We start from the raw sequence: 17,407 nt of genomic DNA on the forward strand, positions 1-17,407 counted from the left end.
GGAGCCTAGGGTCCGTACAGGTGTTCCCACACCATTTCGTTCCGGTTCCACTGAAGGGAGATCTTCCATGAACACGGTGATGGCCTGGAAGGACACGGCGTACCGCGAGACCCTCGAGGTGGCCCCCGTTCACCCGGCGGGCACCATCGACCTCACGGCGGACCTGCCCGACCAGGGCGCTCTGGAAGCGGCAAAGACTCTCTCCACGCAGCCGTTCTTTCAGTGCTGCGCCTGATTCCGGCCGCCCGCCGTCCCGGACGCGACCTCCCTGCGGGGTAGACGCACCGGACCGCGGCACTGGTGCGGGGGCCGGTCGCCGGCCCCCGCACGTCGGTTCCGGGTAAGCACGCAAGACGTCCGGTGAAGCGCCTGCCGGCAGCGGAAGGGATGGCTCGTCATGGCCGAATTCGAGGCCGATCAGGCGTCCGTCACGGCCTCTTGGCCCGCGGCGTGCACCATCGCGGAGCGGCTGACGGGCGGTGCGCCCGGGGCTCCTGCGGAGACCGCTGCCGCCGACGCCAGACTCGCCCAGTGGGGCCGCCTCGCCGCCTTCCGGGGCACTCCGGAGCGATTCGCGGAACGGCTGCGGCCGGTCGGTGTGGATGTGGAGACGCTCCACCGCCTGCTGGGCGAGTCGCCCCGGGCCGTGGCCGACCGGACGGGCATCCGGCCGGACTGGGTCGGGCGGCTGGTCTCCGCCAGGACGCAGGGCACTCCGGACACCACCGGCACACCGCCGCTCGCCGGCTTTCTGCGCGTGGCGGAACCGCTCGTACGGCAGGCTCGCGACCGGTTGCGCCGTTCCCTGCGGCAACGGGGAGCCGAGCCACCCGAATTGAGCGGTCTGCACGAGGTGTTGTGCGGGAGTCTCCCCCTCGACCGGCTGGGTGTCGCCCTGACTCCCGCCCTGGTGCTGGAGGTCAACGCGGCCCGCGTGGAGGGGCGGCTGACCGGCGACGACGCACGCGAACGGTTCGACGCCTTCGTACACGGGCTCGGCGAACGGGCCGTCCAGGACCGGTTCTGGGCCGAATACCCCGTGCTGGCCCGGCATGTGGTGGACCTGTTGGACCGCTGGGCCGAGGACCGCGAGCGCTTCGCCCGGCATCTGCACGAGGACCTTCCCGAACTCTCCCGGGTCCTGCCGGCCGGGGTCCGCCTCACGGGAGTCGAGGAGGTCGCCTTCGGCCGGGGGGACACCCATCGTGGCGGGCGCACCGTGTGCCGCGTGGTGTTCCGTGGTGGAGCGGCGGTGATGTACAAGCCCCGGTCGCTGGCCGCGGACGTCCGCTTCGGGGAGCTGCTGTCCCGCTTCAACCAGGAGACCCGGTACCCCCTGCGCACTCCGCGGGTGCTGGACCGGACGGACCACGGGTGGGCCGAGTGGGTACGGCCCGCCGCGTGCTCGTCCGAGGAGGACGTGGCCGGTTTCTATCGGCGGATGGGGGCGACACTGGCCCTGTTGCACGCCCTCAAGGGCGGTGACTTCCACTACGAGAACCTCATCGCGGCCGGTGCCGACCCCGTGCTCGTCGATCTGGAGGCACTGTGTCAGCCCACCGGTGCGGACGCCGCGTCGTGGGGCACCGGACTCATCGCGGCAGATCCCGCCGAGGAGGCGCTGCGCACCTCGGTGCGGGCCACCTCGCTGCTGCCCGCCCGCATCGTCCTGGATCCGGCGGCGAAGACGCTGCGGGCCGCGGACGTCAGCGGCATGAGCGGAGCGGCGGGACAGCCGTCGGCCGTACCCGTACCGGTGGAGAAGGGCGGGGGCACCGACGAGATCCGGCTGGTGCACGAGCATGTGGCGATGCCCGGTGCCGACAACCGGCCACGCCTCCTGGACGGCTCGTTCGCCGACCCCGCCGACCATGTCGCCCCGCTGCTGGAGGGGTTCCGGCACGGCTACGGCTGGGTGTGCGACCACCGGGAGGAGCTGCTGGCGGCGGACGGCCCGGTCGCACGCTTCGCGGACGTCCCGGTGCGCTGTGTCCCCCGCGCCAGCTTCGTCTACGCGAAGCTGATGAGCGAGAGCTTCCATCCCGACTTCCTGCGGGACGCGTTGGACCGGGAGCTCGGCACGGCGCGGCTGTGCTCCGGCTGGGAGGGCGTCCCCGGCCGTGCGACGGTGATCCGCTCCGAGATGGACGCCGTCCTGCGGGGCGACATCCCCCTGTTCCAGGTGCTGCCCGGTTCCCGTGCCCTGATCCTGGACAGCGGTGAGAAGCTTGCGGACGTCCTGCCGGAACCGCCGCTCGCCGACGTACGGCGCCGGATCGAGACCATGGGGCCGGCCGACCTCGCCCTTCAGGAACGGGTCATCACCGGATCCTTCGTCTCCGGTGCGGACATCAGCACGCTGGAAGCGCCCCGGCTCTCCCCCGGCCGCAGGTCGACGGGCCGGGGCGGCCGGGTGGCCGAGCCGGACGAGCTGGTCGAGGCCGCGGTCACCCTGGGGGACCAGGTGTGCCGACTGGCGGTCGCCGACGGCGACCGCATCGGCTGGATCGCTCCGCGTGCGGTGGCGCCGACCGCCTGGGACCTGGGGGCCCTCAACACCGATCTGTACGCGGGGCTCTCCGGAATCGGCCTGTTCCTGGCCCGGCTCGGCCGGTGCAGCGGGCAGCAGCGCTTCACCGACACGGCGGTGCGGGTCGCGGATGAGGTGATCCGCCGGACGCTGGCCGACCCCGCCCTCGCCGGGCGTTCCGACCTGGACACCGGCGCGTTCGGCGCGTACCTGGGCCCGTTGTACTTCCTGTCCCACCTGGACCGGATGCTCGGCGGCACCCCGCGCACCGCGGCCCTGCTGGACCCGGTTCTCGCCGCTGTCGGGCGCTCGCTCGACGCGTCGGAGGAGTTCGACGTGGTGGGCGGATCGGCCGGATGCGCACTGGTGCTGGCGGCCCTCGGCCCGGCGTCCGACGACGGCGCGGTACGGAAGCTGGCCGCCCGGGTCGCCGACCATCTGCTGGCCGGTGCCGCCCAGGACGGGGACGCGTACACCTGGAACCATCCGCGGATCGAGAGCGAGCGCCCGCTGACCGGTTTCGCCCATGGCGCTTCCGGGATTGCCACCGCGCTGGGCCGGTTGCACCCGCTGCTGCCGGAGCGGGGCTGCGCCGCGGCGGCAGTCGGCGCGCTCGCCTACGAGACCGCCGTCCAGGACGCCGCGTCGGGGAACTGGCCCGACTTCCGGTCCGACGTCCCGTCCCGCTTCCGCTCCCTGTGGTGCCACGGCGCCGCCGGAATCGGCATGGCCCGGCTCGACCTGCTGGACCGGCCCGGATTCGCGGCGCTGCGGAAACAGTTGCTCGCCGACGCCGTCGCGGCCCTGGGACCGTCGGACGGCGGCGCGGACGCGCACCGGCTGCTGGACCGCGGCAGCGACAGCATGTGCCACGGCGACCTGGGCAACCTGGAACTGCTGTTGCTCGCCGGGGAACACGGCCTGTGCGCGCCGGATGCCGTGCTGCGGGCCGTCGCCGGGAAGCTGGACGCGGCGGCGGCGTCGGGGTGGATCTGCGGCTCGCCGACCCGCGCCGAGACACCCAGCCTGCTCACCGGACTGTCCGGAGTCGGCTATCAACTGCTGCGCTTCGCCCGCCCGGAGTCGGTCCCCTCCGTGCTTCTGGTGCACCCGCCGCAGCCCGGATGAGAGCCGCCGGTATCCCTTCCGGGAGGGCACCGGACCGGTGACCAGGGCTCGGCGCCGGGTTCGGGGTGCCGGCGTCCAGGGGTGTCACTCGGACAGCGGCGGGATCCGGAACCAGAGGGCCCAGCCGTGCCGGAGGTACCAGGGCCCTGGGCATGGTCACGTCGAGGGAGCCGGGGCAGGATGACTTCCGCCCCGCCCTCCATGTGTTCGACGACTACGACCCGCTGCCCGCCGCCCGCCGTACGAGAGGCCCTCCATGTTCGATGATGTCGACATCCGAGCCCTGTCCCAGCGTCCCGGAGTCAAGTGGCGCCGGGCAGCGGCGGGCGTGCTGCCGGCCTGGATCGCGGAGATGGACTTCCCGCCGGCCCCGCCGGTCCGGGAGGCGCTGCTGCGGTGTGTGGACGAGGACCTCGGCTATCCGGCCTGGGACAGCGGCCCGGACGGCATGCCGCTCCGCACCGCCTTCGCCGAGCGGATGCTCGGACGCCACGGCTTCGCGGTCGATCCCGCTCACGTCAAGGAGTTCACCGACATCAACCAGGCGGTACAGGCGGTGCTGTCGGTGGCCACCGAGCCCGGTGACAGCGTGGCGGTGCACACGCCGACGTATCCGCCCTTCCTGCAGACCCTCGCCGAGATGGGCCGTCGCGTCCTGCCCGTTCCGTACACCGCGGACGCCGACAGCTGGACCTTCGATCCGGAACGGCTCGACGCCGAGCTGGCGCGGAGTTCGTGCCCGGTCCTCATCCTGGTCAACCCGCACAACCCGACCGGGCGGGCGCTGCGCCGCGAGGAGCTGACGGTGCTGGCGGAGCTGGCCGAACGGCACGATCTGCTGGTCGTCGCCGACGAGATCCACGCGGATCTGGTGCACGCCCCGCACCGGCACATCCCCTTCGGCTCGATCGGTCCGGAAGCCGCCTCCCGCACCGTGACGCTGACCTCGGCCACCAAGGCGTTCAACGTGCCGGGCGTGCGGTGCGCGGTGGCGCACCTCGGCCCGCACCGGATACGGGAGGCGCTGTCCCGCCCGTCGCGTCTGTACGGCGAGCCGAACACCTTCGGTGTGGCGGCCACGCTGGCCGCATGGCAGGAGGGCGACGCCTGGCTCGACGGGCTCCGACGAACCCTGGCCGAGAACATCGAGATCCTCCGCAAGGAGCTTCCGCCCGGCGTGGAGTTCCGCGCCCCGGACGCCACCTTCCTCGCCTGGCTGGACTGCCGGCCTCTCGGTCTGGACCGCGACCCGGGCTCCTTCTTCCTCGAGGAAGCCCGGGTACTGCTCAACGACGGCTCCGCCTTCGGGCCGGCCGGCGAGGGCTTCGTACGCCTCAACTTCGGCACGTCGGCGGCCAATCTGCGGGAGATCCTGCGCCGGATGGCCTACGCGGTGGGCTGACGCGATGGCTGACGTGGGGCGCGGGCGGGCCGGCTGCCGACGGGTCGGCGCTGCCCGCGGAGGACCGGTGCCGCGGCAGCGCGTGCCGGCCCCGATCCGGTCCGAGCGCATCAGGATTCGGTCATCCAGCGCATGACATCGATGGGGAGAGCCGGGTTGCGCGCCGCGTCCTCGGCGGTGTCCCCACCGAACAACATGCTGACCAGTACCCCCGCAGGCAGCCGAGGGTGGGTGAGGGCGGCTCGCCGGACGGTCTCCTCCACGTCGTCGAGCAACCGGACCGCCGAGGCCGCGGTCAGCCGGGGGTCGGTCGCGGCCCGCAGCCGGACTTCCTCCTCGGGATCCCGGCTGAAGCGTTCCACCAGCTCGACGGTCGACTCCGGATCGTCCAGTGCCAGTCGGCGCATGCGCGGGCTGGGAGAGTCGGCGTAGCGGAGGAGGCCGGTGCGCGGGAAGTTCGGATGGCTGTGGGGACGGTCGGGGTAGCTGAAACTCCCGGTCCACCACTGCCACACCCTCATCAGCAGCTCCGCGGGCGCGTCGTCACAGGACTCGGCGAGGAAGAGGTGCACGACCGGGTCCTCGTCCCGGGCCAGACGTGCGACGACGTCGGGTGGGAGGCGCCGGGCGCGGGCGACGCTTCTGCGGACCAGCGGGTGGGAGGACTCGGCCAGGCGCCGCAGGGCGTCCGGGTCGTCGTGCAGCGCGACGACCCAGTCGAGTGCATGAGTGAGCCCCGGGCCCGTCTCGACGGGGACCTGCGCCCGCTCTTCCTCGGTGAGGTCGGGGCGGACGGACACCACCCAGCGAACGCTGTCGTCGGGGTCTCGGGCGAGCTCCCGGACGAGGTCCGGGGACAGGTGCGGGTTCTTGGCAAGGGAGCTGCGCCGGGCGGGGGCCCCGTCGCGGGCCACGTGGCGGGCGAGGCCGTCGGTCAGCCGGCAGGTCGCCAACGCGTTGTCCGGCAGGTCGCCGGAGGAGAAATCCTCCTGGGACAGGGGGTGTTCCCGGTGGTGCTGGAGCAGTGCCGCGCTGCGGACTGCGCGATCGGCGTCGGCCCGCAGCCGACGGCGCGCCGCAGCGTCCAGTGATGACCAGGCGGACCGGCACAGCGTCGCCCTGACCTGGGCTTCGCTGTCGTGGGACAGGGCGGCGACCACTCCGGCGGGGAGCTCGGGAAGGCGCGCGGCCTCCTCCCGGACCCTGGCGGAGGCATCCGCCCCGAGCTGTTCGTAGGCGGTCGTCAGAAGCTCCGCGCGCCGGTCCGCCGCGACGCCGGTGAGGATCCAGCGCTGCCGCTCGTCTTCCGTACCGAGGATCAGTCGGGTCCACTGTCCGGCCGTGAGGTTCGGCTGGGCCTCCGCCAGCAGCCCCCGCACCCTCCACTCCGGGTGGGCGACGGCCGCGTCAACGGTGTGCTCCGGCAGCTCGTGCCAGAGCAGGTGGTGCGTCCGGCCCAGCAGTCGGTGCCGGATGTCGTCGGGCACGGCCGTGCCGCGCCGCGCCAACCCGTTCGCCCACATCCCGCGCAGTCCTGCCGTGGGACGCAGCATGTGGAACCGCCGTTCCCAGGCGGCCTCTCGCTCCTCGGCGCTCTCCCGGGCTGCCGCAGCGGCGGCAGCCTCCCTCCGCTCCCCGACGCGGTCCTGGGCGATGAGCCAGACGTCGCACTCCTCTGTCGTCGCTCCCAGCAGCGCGTCGCCATCCGTCGAGAGCGTGACGAATTCGGGGCGGCCGGGGCGGTCGCCCAGCACGCCGGCGAGGTCCCACTCGGCGTTGAGGCGCACCCGCGTCCAGCGCCTGGGCGCGCCCCCCGTCCCGTGGTTGGCGACTTCGATGAGGAACTCGCCGTCGTCACCCAGGACTCCGTGATCGACGGCGAGCCGGTACCACTGGGCATTGACCTGGGCGACTACGTCCTGCCGGTCCCCCGGCACGGCGACCGTCGGTTCGGCGTCCCACGCGACGACGGGGCGCCAGGCGGCGTGGGGCGCCACCACGTCCCCGGTGATGCGCTGGTCCTCGACCCTCTCGAGCCCGGCACGCGCCAGCACGTCCATGTGTTCCCCGTTGCCACCCGTCATGGAGATCCATCCTGCCCGAACGGGTGTGCCACCAGGGCAGGGGTGGGCGGACCGGTGGGGCCGGGCCGCTGCGCAACCAGCCCTCGGCCCCCACCGAGCGGGCCGGAGCGCAACGTGTCCGCAACGCGTCCTGTGGTTCTCTGAGTTGTCCGAGTCCGTGGGCTAGGCTCCCGGCGGACGGTGCCCGGGCCGTACGGAGACCGCCGGGCGGGCCCGCCCCGCAACGGTCACGGGACCGAGTCGACAGGCATCCCAGCAGGTCGGAGGAGTGACGATGAGCGAATCGGCGGAGAGCCGGGAACCATCCTCCCCAGCACCCCACCAGCCGCCCGCCTCCCCTGCGGCAGCACCCGCCGTACGGGAGTCCGCCCCACCGGTAACCACGTCACCGGTAACCACGTCACCCGTAGCCACCCCATCGGCATGCGCGCCGCCCGAAACCGCCGTTCCGGAGATCGCCGTTCCGGATGCCGCCGTTCCGGAAGCCCCCATGCGGGAGACCGCCCCACTGGTGGCCGCGCCTCCCGGAATCCCACCGTCGGCCAACGCCCACGGAGCCCCGGCCGTGGAGCTCACTCCTGCCGCCGCCGTCCTGTTGCGGCAGTTGCGGGCGACGCACGGCCCGCTGATGTTCCACCAGTCCGGTGGCTGCTGCGACGGCAGTGCTCCCATGTGCTATCCGGCCGGCGAGTTCCGCACGGGCGCCTCCGATGTGCTGCTCGCCGAGCTGGCGGTCGACGGGATGGCCGAGCCGGTGCCGTTCTGGATGTCGTCCAGCCAGTACGAGCGCTGGAGCCACACCCGGCTCATCGTCGACGTGGTGCCGGGGCGTGGCAGCGGCTTCTCCCTCGAAGCGCCGGAGGGTGTGCGCTTCCTGATCCGGTCCCGGCTGGTCCAGGAACCGACCCCCTGACCGACGCCTCCGCGGAACCCGGTCGCCGATTCCCGGCCGTCCTTCTTCGGACGGATGTCCGACAGGCGTCATATCCCCTGCTTCGTGGGACAGTTGAAGCGACCTCAGGGGGCACTGTGACGCGACACGGCAGCCGGTTACGCACAGCACTGACGGTACTGATCGCCTGGGGTGCACTGGTCGCCCCGGGTCTGGCGGGTTCGCCCGCCGTTGCGGGGACCTCCGCCGCGCCCCGGTACGGCCCGGTGAAGCGGGTGGCGTCGGGTGTGACCTACCGGGAGTTCTCCGTCGTGGGCTCCCAGGGCACGGCGCGCGGCCATCTGCTCACCGTCGATCTGCGGGACCGTCGGGTGTCCCTGGATCTGCTGCACCCCGGTGCCGTGGGGGCCCGCGCTCCCCTGTCGCAGCTGGCCGACACACGCGGCGCGGTGGGAGCGGTCAACGGCGACTTCTTCAACATCTCCGAGACCCAGCACCCCGGGGTGGAACCGACGTTCGCCGCGGTCGGCCCCGCGGTGGCCGCGGGGCGCGTCCGGAAGGCCGCCGTGCCGGACGGCCAGCGCTTCGGCCCCGCGCTGCCGCCCGGCACGACCGCCGAGGACGTCCTCGGCATGGGCGCCGACCGGCGGGTGCGGCTCGGCCGGCTGGCCCTGCGGGGCACGGTGACCACCCCGGTGGGCCGGCTGCGGCTGCGGGGCCTCAACCAGTACGCCCTGCCCGTCGGCGGAGTGGGGGCGTTCACCCCGGCCTGGGGCAGCGTCTCCCGGGTCCGGGCGGTCTGCGGCACCGACACCGACCGGGCGGCGCCGTGCAGCACCGACACCCACGAGGTGACGCTGCTGCGCGGGCGGGTCGCGCGTACCGCGGGCACGCCGGGCAGCGGACCGGTCGCACGGGGCGCGGTCGTGCTGGTCGGCCGGGAGGCCGGGGCGCAGGCCCTGCGCGCGCTGCGGATCGGGGACCGGGTCGGGGTGCGGTACGGGCTGGCGACCGGGGCGCCGGTGCCCTACCGGTTCGCGGTCGGCGGCTTCCCCGTCCTGCGGAACGGGGTCCCCCTGGACGGTCTGGACGACCGGACCGCCGCCATCCGGTCGGCCGCCGGGGCCGACGCCGCCGGGCGGCTGGTCCAGCTGCTGGCACTGGACGGCGCGGTGGACCACCGGCCGGGGCTGACCGTCGCCGAACTCGCCCGCTTGATGCGGGCGTTGGGCTCCGAGGACGCCGTCAACCTGGACGGCGGCGGCTCGTCCACCCTGGCTCTGCGGGAGCCGGGCGCGGCGGGGGTGACCGTACGGAACCATCCGTCCGGCGGGGTGGAACGGCTCATCCCGGAGGGCATCGGGGTGTTCGCCCGCGGATGAGCGGGCCCGGGGACACGGGACCGGGTCAGGGCGGGAACGACGGCGCTCTCGCTGCCGACGGGCGACGGGCACCCGCCGTCCGTCGTCGACCTTCCGTCGCCCGTCGCCCGTCGCCCGTCGCCCTCGTCCGTCGCCGGTCGTCCGTCGTCCGTCGTCCGTCGACAGGGAGAGCGGACGGGGTGGGCCGAAGCTCAGAGGGCTGGACCAGGGGCAGGGGCCGGAAGACCGAGGGACGGGTCAGGGGCGGACGCTGCTGACGACGTCCGCCGTCGCCGCGAGGCCGTCCGACAGGGTCGGCGCGACGCTGGAACCGGCGAGGTAGAAGCCCAGCAGCACACAGACCAGGGCGTGCGAGAACCGCAGTGATCCGCTGCGCAGAAACACCACGATCAGGATCAGGAGCAAGAGGACCACTGAGATCGAAATGGCCATGGCGAACCTCCTCGGCCGCGGGTACGGAGCCGCGATCGGCCCAAAGTGTGGCCTATCGTCCGCCGCGTCCCGGCCATTCGGGCGCCCCCGAACGGGTGATGACTGCCCGTCACTCCCAGGCGTAGTCGAAGGTGCTGAGGAACCGCTCGAGTCCTGCCAGGTCATCGGTGTTGATGTGGTCGACGCCGGCGGCGACGAGTTCGTGCCACAGGGCGTCGCGTTCGGGCCCCGGCGCGTCGGGGGTTCCCCAGAAGCGGACACGCCGGCCGTGGGCATGGGCCTCGTCCACGATGTCGCGGAGCTTCGCCCGCTCGTCGGCGGGTATCGCACCCTCGCCCGTCCAGTCGAACGTGGACGCCCAGTCGGCGCTGATAAGGGAGAGGAACGCGGCGGGGGCACGCGTACCGAGGTCGTCGAGCCGGCCGTCGTAGAAGGCGTAGCGGTGGCGCTGGGCCTCCATGGGGGCGCGCACCGCGCGGTCGCCGGAGACGACCGGGGTGACCGCGCCGATGCGGGCCTTGCCGCCCGAGGCGGAGCTCAGGATCGAGCGGTAGCGGCGCAGCTGTCGGTGGAGTTCCCGGTAGGCCGCCGCACCGGAGTTCTTGATGTCGACGAGGAGCTGCAGGGACGCGGTGTGCCCGGCGTAGACGGAACCGTGCCGGGCGGTGACCCGCCGCAGGAGCGGTTCGAGGTAGAGCGACTCCAGCGTGCGGTCGGGGTGGAGGTCGTCCCGCTCGTGCCCCACGAGCAGCTCGCCGCCGACGAGCCAGACGTCGGCCTCGACACTGGTGAAGCGGTGCCGCAGGGCGTCGGCGAGCGGGTGCTCGTGCTCGTAGTCGTTGTGGGCGTGGGCGCGGCGCAGCGGGACGCGGGAGGATCCGGAGTCCTCGGCGGCCACGGGCCGGGCCGCGGCCGGAGCGCCGGCCTGCCGGGGGACCGAGGCCGTGGCCCGGGCCGGTACGGCGCCGGCGAGACCACCGGCAGCGGCAGCGGCTGCGCCCAGTGTCGCGACGACAGCACGACGCGTGGGGCGGGACACGGAACACCTCCGGAGGAGCGACGGCGCGGCACGGACGGGACGACGGGGAGCGCGGCGGGACGCCCCCGACTATCGGACCGAAGTCCCTCCAACGACTGTGATCCGGCGCGGAGTTCGGCTGATGCGCACCGGACCGGCGCTCTGTCGTCGACGCACGCCGTCGACGCACACCGTCGGGGGACCTGGCGTCCCACCGTGGCATCCGGCGGCCCGGTTTCCGAATTCGGACAGCCGCCCCACCAGCAGAAAATCCACTCTTGCCGCCAGTTGCCGCTTATGCCGGATTCAGGGATTGAGTTCAGATGAGTGGCGAATGTCAGGTGACGCGTACCACAGAGAGGTGCGGGGAGCCGCGACCGGGGCGCGCGCCTCGGTCCGCTGCGCCGGAGTGTGCGAGCGAGCACCCTCGCGCCAGAGCGGTGCTTCCGTCAGAGGGTTGGCGGCGGCGGGCGGGCGAGCCGCGCCACCCCCAGGACTCCCCCGCCCGGGGGAAGCGGATCACGTGTGCCATGTCACAGCCCAGGGGCGTGACATCGGTCTCATCGAAGCCCCGGGCAGCGTGGGCACACGTCTCGACGAGCCGGGATGGGCCGCGACGGGCCCTCCGCGGCGGGGCCGGGGCCCGCCCCGCCGCGTCTCCCGTCCTCGCCCCGTCTCAGTGCGTGCCGGCCGGCGGGGCCAGATCGACCAGCCGGGCGAGGGCGTCCCGGTGGTGCCCCGGTGTGCCGAAGGCGATCTCGTCCGCCTTGGCGCGCTTCAGATAGAGGTGGGCCGGGTGCTCCCAGGTCATGCCGATGCCGCCGTGCAGCTGCACGCACTCCTCGGCGGCCCGGACGGCGACCCGGGCGCAGGAGGCCTGCGCGACGGCCACCGCGACCTGCCGGTCGGGGCTCCGGGTCGCCAGGGCGTCGGCGGCGTTCCGTGCGGCGGCGCGGGCCGAGACGATCTCCAGCCAGAGCCGCGCCAGCCGGTGCTTGAGGGCCTGGAAGGAGCCGACGGGCCGGTTGAACTGGTGCCGTTCGCCGGTGTAGCGGACGGTCTCCGTCAAGCACCACTCGGCCAGCCCCAGTTGTTCGGAGGCGAGCAGTCCGGCCCCCGCCGTCAGTGCCCGCGCCACGGCCTCCTCGGCACGGCCGGGTCCGGCCAGGCGGCGGGCCGGCGCGTCGGCGAGGGTGATCCCGGCGAGCGGGCGCGTCAGGTCGAGCGGGATCTTCGGGGTGACGGTGACGCCCGGAGCGGCCGCCTCCACGGCGTACAGTCCGGCTCCTTCCGGCCCGTGGGCCGGGACGAGCAGGAGGTCGGCGCCCGCAGCACCGGCGACGCTGCCGATCCGCCCGTCCAGCCGCCCGCCGGCGGTGGCCTGCACAGCCGTGGGCAGGGCAGCAGTGGCCAGGGCGGCAGTGGTGGGCAGGTCAGGGGTGGGCAGGGCAGCGCCGGAGGGGAACGGTCCGGTGGACAGCGGGAGGGCGAGCACGGCGAGGGTCCGGCCGGCCGCGACCGCGCCGAGCAGGCCCGCCACGTCCCGGTCGTCGGTGTCGCAGCCGAGCAGCGCCTCCACGGGGAGCACCGCGCCCGTCAGGTAGGGCACCGGGGCCGTGCTCCGGCCGAGCTCCTCCGCCACGACGGCCGCCTCCCGCGCGGAGGCGCCCTGGCCGCCCAGCTTCTCGGGCACCAGCAGCCCGGCGACGCCCATGTCGGAGGCGAGGGTCTGCCACACCTCCCGGTCGTACGGCCGGCCGGAGTCGACGAAGCGGAGGACCGCGGACGGGTCGCAGCGGTCGGCGAGCAGGGAACGGACCGCCGCCCGCAGGTCGTTCTCGGTCTCGGAGTACAGCAGGTCCGGTCCGGACGTGGGCTCGGTTCCGCTCATCGGGCGAGCTCCTTCCAGGGGATGTTCTTGTCGGTGCGGGGCTCGGCCGGCAGGCCCAGGACGCGCTCGGCGACGATGTTGAGCAGCACCTCGGTGGTGCCGCCCTCGATGGAGTTGCCCTTGGCCCGGAGGTAGCGGTAGCCGGCGTCCCGTCCGGTGAAGTCGACCAGTTCGGGTCGGCGCATCGTCCAGTCCTCGTAGAGCAGGCCGTCCTCGCCGAGGAGTTCGACCTCCAGTCCGCTGATCTCCTGGTTGAGCCGGGCGAAGGCCAGCTTCATCGCCGACCCCTCGGGCCCGGGGGCCCCGGCGGCGAGCTGCTGGCGCAGCCGCTCCCCCGCGAGCCGTGCGGTCTCCGCGTCCACCCACAGCTCCAGCAGCCGCTGATGCAGGGCGTGGGTGCGCAGTTCGGGCCGTTCCCGCCAGAGGTCGGCGACCAGCCCGATCATGCCTCCCTCGCGGGGCACCCGGCCGCCGCCGATGGCCACCCGCTCGTTCATCAGCGTCGTTTGGGCGACCTTCCAGCCGTCTCCGACCTCGCCGAGCCGGTGGCGGTCGGGGATGCGGACGCCGCTCAGGAAGACCTCGTTGAACTCGGCCTCGCCGGTGATCTGGCGCAACGGCCTGACCTCGACGCCCGGGGCGGTCATGTCGCAGACGAAGTAGGTGATGCCGCGGTGCTTGGGCACGTCCGGGTCGGTGCGGGCGATGAGGATGGCCCAGCGTGCGGTGTGGGCGCTGGACGTCCACACCTTCTGGCCGTCGACGATCCAGTCGTCCCCGTCCCGTACGGCGCGGGTGGCGAGCGCGGCGAGGTCGGAGCCCGCTCCGGGCTCGCTGAACAGCTGGCACCACACCTCCTCGCCCAGCCACAGCGGCCGCAGGAAGCGGCGCCGCTGCTCCTCGGTGCCGTAGGTGAGGATCGTGGGGGCGGCCATGCCGAGGCCGATGCCGATCCGGCGGGGGTCGTTGTCGGGCGCGCCGGCCGCCTCCAGTTCGGCGTCGACGACGGCCTGGAGGGAACGGGGCAGGTCCAGGCCGCCGAGGCCGACGGGGTAGTGCACCCAGGCGAGCCCGGCGTCGAAGCGAGCGCGGAGGAATGCGGCGCGGTCGGTGGTGGCGGGGTCGTGCGCGTCGAGCAGGGCGGCCACCCGGTGGCGCAGTTCACCGGCGTCGGGGTCGGGGGCTCCCGCGGCCTCGGTGCGTGCCATGGCGCGGCTCCTTCCGGTCAGTGGCGTGGGATCAGTTGGGGGTGACGACGATGCGGCCGGTGGTGGTGCCGTCGGCGACGCGCTGCACGGCGTCCGCCGCGTCGGCGAGCGCCACCCGTTCGCTGACCAGGGGTTTGATCGCGCCCCGTGCCGCGAGTTCGGTGAGCTCGCGGTGACAGGCGTCGATCGCGGCCGGGTCGTGGGCGTTGTAGAGGCCCCAGTGCAGGCCGACGATCGCGTAGTTCTTCACCAGGGCGTGGTTGAGGCCCGGGCTGGGGATGGCCCCGCTCGCGAAGCCGACGACCAGCAGCCGGCCCTCGAAGGCGATGCACTTGACGGACTTGGCGTAGGCGTCGCCGCCGACCGGGTCGTAGACGACATCGGCGCCCCGGCCGCCGGTCGCCTCCTTGACCGCGGCCACGATGTCCTCGGTACGCCGGTCGATGACCAGGTCGCAGCCGAGTTCACGGGCGGTGCGGGCCTTGTCGCGGCCGCCGACGACGCCGATGACGGTGGCGCCCGCGGCCTTGCCGAGCTGGACGGCCGCGCTGCCGACCCCTCCCGCGGCGGCGTGCACCAGCAGCGTCTCCCCCGCCTTCAGGTGCGCCCGCCGGTGCAGGCCGAACCAGCCGGTCTGGTAGCCGATGTGCAGCGCCGCGGCCTCGGCGTCGTCGAGGGAGCCGGGCGCGGGCCGTACGGTGGCGGCGTCGGCCACCGCGAGTTCGGCGAAGCCGCCCCGGGGCAGCGGCGGCTGGGCGAGCACCCGGTCCCCGACCCGCCCCTCGGCGCCCTCCCCCACGGCGACGATCTCTCCGCAGATCTCGACGCCCGGCGTGAAGGGGAGCGGTGGCCGCACCTGGTACTGGCCCCGGCAGAGCAGGGCGTCGGGGAAGTTGATGTTGGCGGCCCGCACCCGCAGCAGGTGCTGTCCCGGCCCGGCGACCGGGTCCGGCACCTCGTCGAGGCGCATCACCTCGCGGGGCTCGCCGTTCTCGTGCACTCGCCATGCCTGCATCGGGTGGCCTCCAACGAACGTCGACAGGGGGCGGCGTGCCCCGCACCGGTCGCATACTAAGCGGTCGCTCGGCTCAAGGGACAGGCCGCCGCGGACGTTTTTCGGGGCGTGGCGGGGCGTGGCGGGGCGGTGGTGCCTGGTGTGCGCCGGTCTCGTCCGGGGCGGCGACGGCGGAAGCCCGCCGGCTCGGCCGGCCCGGGGTCGGGGAGGGGGCGGGGCAGGGGGCGGCGTCGGGGTCAGGGCCGGAAGCCGGGTTCGGGGGCCCGGGCCTCGGCCGGGGCCGGTCGGCAGCGGAGCCGGGGGCCGGCCGCCGGAGGGTGCCTGCTCCGAGGGGACGGGTTGCCGGGGGCGGCCCCGGTCAGCCCTTGCGGCGCGGCTGCGCCCGTACGTGCATGCGCTCGCCCTGCGGGCCGAAGAGGCTCAGGAATTCGGCCGGCTCCTCGCCCGCCGACCCGAACCAGTGCGGCAGCCGGGTGTCGAACTCCGCCGCCTCCCCCGGCCCCAGCACCAGATCGTGATCGGCCAGCACCAGCCGCAGCCGCCCGGAGAGCACGTACAGCCACTCGTAGCCCTCGTGGGTGCGCGGGTCCGGTTCCTCGTTCCGGGCCGGAACGACCACCTTGTACGCCTGGAGCCCACCGGGCCGCCGGGTCAGCGGCAGCATCGTTCTGCCACCCCGCTCGACGGGCTCGGAGCGGACCCGGGGATCGCCGACCGGCGGTGCGCCGACCAGCCGGTCGAGCGGGACCTGGTGGGCCCGGGCGATGGGCAGCAACAGCTCCAGGCTCGGCCGGCGGCCGCCCGATTCGAGCCGGGAGAGCGTGCTCACCGAAATGCCGGTGACGGCGGAGAGGGCGGTGAGCGTGGCGCCGCGCTCCTTCCGGATGCGGCGGAGCCGCGGCCCCACGTTCGCCAGTACCTCGTCCAGGTTCTCCGGGTCCGTCATGAGGACATCGCAGAACCGGCAAAGCCATTTGTCAATACCGCCTGGGTTCGCAGCAGTCGGGGCGCGGCGGGGTGCGAGGTTCCGCGCGGGCCGCCCGGTACGGCCCGACGCGTCCGGGCGCGGCGGCGCGGCGGTGCGGCGGGGGCGGCCGGTCCCGCGACCGGCCCCGGATCAGCGGCCGGCGCGCCAGGTGAGGACGTCGGTCAACTCTGCGTGGACTGCCGGGTCGCGTACCGCGCGCGTGGGGTCGTGGGCGACGGCCGTGAGCCGGTGCGGGCGCCGGTTCCAGGGATGGATGACGCGCCGCACGGCCACGGTCCGCTCCCCGCGCAGCCGCCTGACCTCCTTGCCGTCCAGGTACCAGCGCACGGCCGGCTGACGGTGCGTCCCGGCGAGCCGGGGCACCCGGAGGCGGACCGTGTCCCGGCGGGTGAGCCGACGGTCCGTGGCGGGGCTGCCGGCGAGGACGGTGGCGTGCCGGTAGAAGCCCGCGATCATCGCCTCGCGGCCGACGCTGTTGAACTCCCGCCCCAGGGTGCGCATGATCGAGTTCTCGCTGGGCCGGTACAGACCGCGCGGGTAGTAGCCACCCCCTTCGAAGGTCCCGGTGACTCCGCCGTCGGGGGTCGGCTCGCCGAGCCAGCGGAACCACTTCACCCGCAGGTCCGCCAGTTCGTCCGCGGTGTGCGTGGAGGTGTTCACCTCGCTCGGCTCGGGCCCGGTGTACTCCCCGTACTCGTCGTAGACGTACTCGTCGGCGAGCTTGCCCAGGGAGTGTCCGGTCTCGTGCACGGCCACCTGGCCCGATTTCTCGTTGCCCCCGGCGACGGTCGCGATGCCCTCGTATCCCAGCGGGGAAACGACGTCGTTGTACCCGGCGCCGCCGTACTTGGCGCTGTTGGCGACCACGACGACGAGGTCGGCCTCGGGCGCGTGGGCGGCGTAGCGCTCGACGGCGTCGGTGTCGACGCAGAGCAGCCGCTCCAGGCCGTCGCACCAGAAGTAGCTGTGCAGCGCGGTGTCCCTGACCGTCTCCTGGTCCGGGTCGCCGGAGACGCCGGAGTCACGGGAGACCGCGTCGACCGCCCACACGTTGAAGAGGTTCCGGTAGGTGCTGTATGGCTGAACGCCCGTGATCTCGTCCCACTTCTCCCGGGCGTCGGTGTGGAACCGGGCCAACTCGTCGGCGGTGTAACCGTCACCGATGACGACGACGTCGAGCTTGTCCTCGGTCGGGCCGTTCTCGACGACGGGGGTCACCTCACCGTCACCCGCCACCGGGCCCGTTCCGCGGCCGATCCGCCCGGGAGCGCGGGCCGGGACCTCGACGGTGCGGGGGTGGGCGGCCGGAGACGAGAAGTACTCGACCCGCTGCGTGGCGCGGTCCCGGCCGGACAACACAGCGGCCGCCCCGGAATCCGAAGCGGCCGCGAACGGGGCCGCGGCAGCGAGCACCATTGCGGTGACGAGCCCGACGGC

Annotated in this window: 13 protein-coding genes; 5 read left to right on the forward strand and 8 right to left on the reverse strand. The window is 73.9% G+C overall.

Translation table 11 applies throughout. The features are described 5' to 3' along the window. Positions 1-67 precede the first annotated feature (67 nt). The 3 genes from ACFYYR_RS20180 to ACFYYR_RS20190 all read left to right on the forward strand — a co-directional run bounded on the left by ACFYYR_RS20180 (position 68) and on the right by ACFYYR_RS20190 (position 5,060). Positions 68-235, forward strand: a complete 168-nt coding sequence (locus ACFYYR_RS20180) for a mersacidin/lichenicidin family type 2 lantibiotic (protein ID WP_388854966.1) — start codon at positions 68-70, stop codon at positions 233-235. Between the two features lie 162 nt (positions 236-397). Beyond that, entirely contained in the window at positions 398-3,658 is a 3,261-nt protein-coding gene (locus ACFYYR_RS20185) for a type 2 lanthipeptide synthetase LanM family protein (protein ID WP_388854969.1), read from the forward strand. Between the two features lie 256 nt (positions 3,659-3,914). Then, positions 3,915-5,060 carry a MalY/PatB family protein gene (locus ACFYYR_RS20190; protein WP_388854972.1) on the forward strand — a complete coding sequence of 382 codons (1,146 nt, stop codon included), beginning with the start codon at positions 3,915-3,917 and terminating at the stop codon, positions 5,058-5,060. A 110-nt stretch (positions 5,061-5,170) separates the two neighbouring features. On the opposite strand, the gene ACFYYR_RS20195 is transcribed toward ACFYYR_RS20190, so the two are convergent. After that, the gene (locus ACFYYR_RS20195; protein ID WP_388854975.1) at positions 5,171-7,144 is read right to left on the reverse strand and encodes a PE-PGRS family protein; all 1,974 of its coding nucleotides are present in this window, start codon (positions 7,142-7,144) and stop codon (positions 5,171-5,173) included. A gap of 565 nt (positions 7,145-7,709) precedes the next feature. Here ACFYYR_RS20195 and ACFYYR_RS20200 point away from each other — a divergent pair. After that, positions 7,710-8,057 (forward strand): DUF779 domain-containing protein, encoded by a 348-nt coding sequence (locus tag ACFYYR_RS20200; RefSeq protein ID WP_388854978.1) that lies wholly within the window; start codon positions 7,710-7,712, stop codon positions 8,055-8,057. Positions 8,058-8,173: 116 nt separating this feature from the next. Beyond that, a complete protein-coding gene (locus ACFYYR_RS20205) occupies positions 8,174-9,418 on the forward strand; it encodes a phosphodiester glycosidase family protein (protein ID WP_388854981.1) in 1,245 nt (414 codons plus the stop codon). A 237-nt stretch (positions 9,419-9,655) separates the two neighbouring features. Here the strand turns inward: ACFYYR_RS20205 and ACFYYR_RS20210 are convergent, their stop codons facing one another. The 7 genes from ACFYYR_RS20210 to ACFYYR_RS20240 all read right to left on the reverse strand — a co-directional run bounded on the left by ACFYYR_RS20210 (position 9,656) and on the right by ACFYYR_RS20240 (position 17,386). Beyond that, complete coding sequence (locus ACFYYR_RS20210) at positions 9,656-9,850, reverse strand: hypothetical protein (RefSeq protein ID WP_351509730.1); 195 nt, start codon at positions 9,848-9,850, stop codon at positions 9,656-9,658. Between the two features lie 109 nt (positions 9,851-9,959). Further along, positions 9,960-10,889, reverse strand: coding sequence for a phosphatidylinositol-specific phospholipase C/glycerophosphodiester phosphodiesterase family protein (locus ACFYYR_RS20215; protein WP_388854984.1), 930 nt, complete (start codon positions 10,887-10,889; stop codon positions 9,960-9,962). Between the two features lie 655 nt (positions 10,890-11,544). Then, a complete protein-coding gene (locus tag ACFYYR_RS20220; protein WP_388854987.1) occupies positions 11,545-12,759 on the reverse strand; it encodes an acyl-CoA dehydrogenase family protein in 1,215 nt (404 codons plus the stop codon). After that, positions 12,756-13,967, reverse strand: a complete 1,212-nt coding sequence (locus ACFYYR_RS20225) for an acyl-CoA dehydrogenase family protein (RefSeq protein ID WP_388854990.1) — start codon at positions 13,965-13,967, stop codon at positions 12,756-12,758. The genes ACFYYR_RS20220 and ACFYYR_RS20225 overlap by 4 nt, the downstream gene beginning before the upstream one ends. 31 nt (positions 13,968-13,998) lie before the next feature. Then, the gene (locus ACFYYR_RS20230) at positions 13,999-14,982 is read right to left on the reverse strand and encodes an NADPH:quinone oxidoreductase family protein (protein ID WP_388854993.1); all 984 of its coding nucleotides are present in this window, start codon (positions 14,980-14,982) and stop codon (positions 13,999-14,001) included. Between the two features lie 358 nt (positions 14,983-15,340). Continuing rightward, positions 15,341-15,928, reverse strand: a complete 588-nt coding sequence (locus ACFYYR_RS20235; protein ID WP_388854996.1) for a helix-turn-helix domain-containing protein — start codon at positions 15,926-15,928, stop codon at positions 15,341-15,343. A 171-nt stretch (positions 15,929-16,099) separates the two neighbouring features. Continuing rightward, positions 16,100-17,386 carry a M64 family metallopeptidase gene (locus tag ACFYYR_RS20240; protein ID WP_388854999.1) on the reverse strand — a complete coding sequence of 429 codons (1,287 nt, stop codon included), beginning with the start codon at positions 17,384-17,386 and terminating at the stop codon, positions 16,100-16,102. Positions 17,387-17,407 lie beyond the last annotated feature (21 nt).

The organism is Streptomyces sp. NPDC001922 (assembly GCF_042891165.1).
GTDB lineage: Bacteria > Actinomycetota > Actinomycetes > Streptomycetales > Streptomycetaceae > Streptomyces.

Coding starts and splice junctions, on each gene's coding strand:
- ACFYYR_RS20180 (WP_388854966.1), top strand. CDS start 68: ATGAACACGGTGATGGCCTGGAAGGACACGGCGTACCGCGAGACCCTC.
- ACFYYR_RS20185 (WP_388854969.1), top strand. CDS start 398: ATGGCCGAATTCGAGGCCGATCAGGCGTCCGTCACGGCCTCTTGGCCC.
- ACFYYR_RS20190 (WP_388854972.1), top strand. CDS start 3,915: ATGTTCGATGATGTCGACATCCGAGCCCTGTCCCAGCGTCCCGGAGTC.
- ACFYYR_RS20195 (WP_388854975.1), bottom strand. CDS start 7,144: ATGACGGGTGGCAACGGGGAACACATGGACGTGCTGGCGCGTGCCGGG.
- ACFYYR_RS20210 (WP_351509730.1), bottom strand. CDS start 9,850: ATGGCCATTTCGATCTCAGTGGTCCTCTTGCTCCTGATCCTGATCGTG.
- ACFYYR_RS20220 (WP_388854987.1), bottom strand. CDS start 12,759: ATGAGCGGAACCGAGCCCACGTCCGGACCGGACCTGCTGTACTCCGAG.
- ACFYYR_RS20225 (WP_388854990.1), bottom strand. CDS start 13,967: ATGGCACGCACCGAGGCCGCGGGAGCCCCCGACCCCGACGCCGGTGAA.
- ACFYYR_RS20230 (WP_388854993.1), bottom strand. CDS start 14,982: ATGCAGGCATGGCGAGTGCACGAGAACGGCGAGCCCCGCGAGGTGATG.
- ACFYYR_RS20235 (WP_388854996.1), bottom strand. CDS start 15,928: ATGACGGACCCGGAGAACCTGGACGAGGTACTGGCGAACGTGGGGCCG.
- ACFYYR_RS20240 (WP_388854999.1), bottom strand. CDS start 17,386: ATGGTGCTCGCTGCCGCGGCCCCGTTCGCGGCCGCTTCGGATTCCGGG.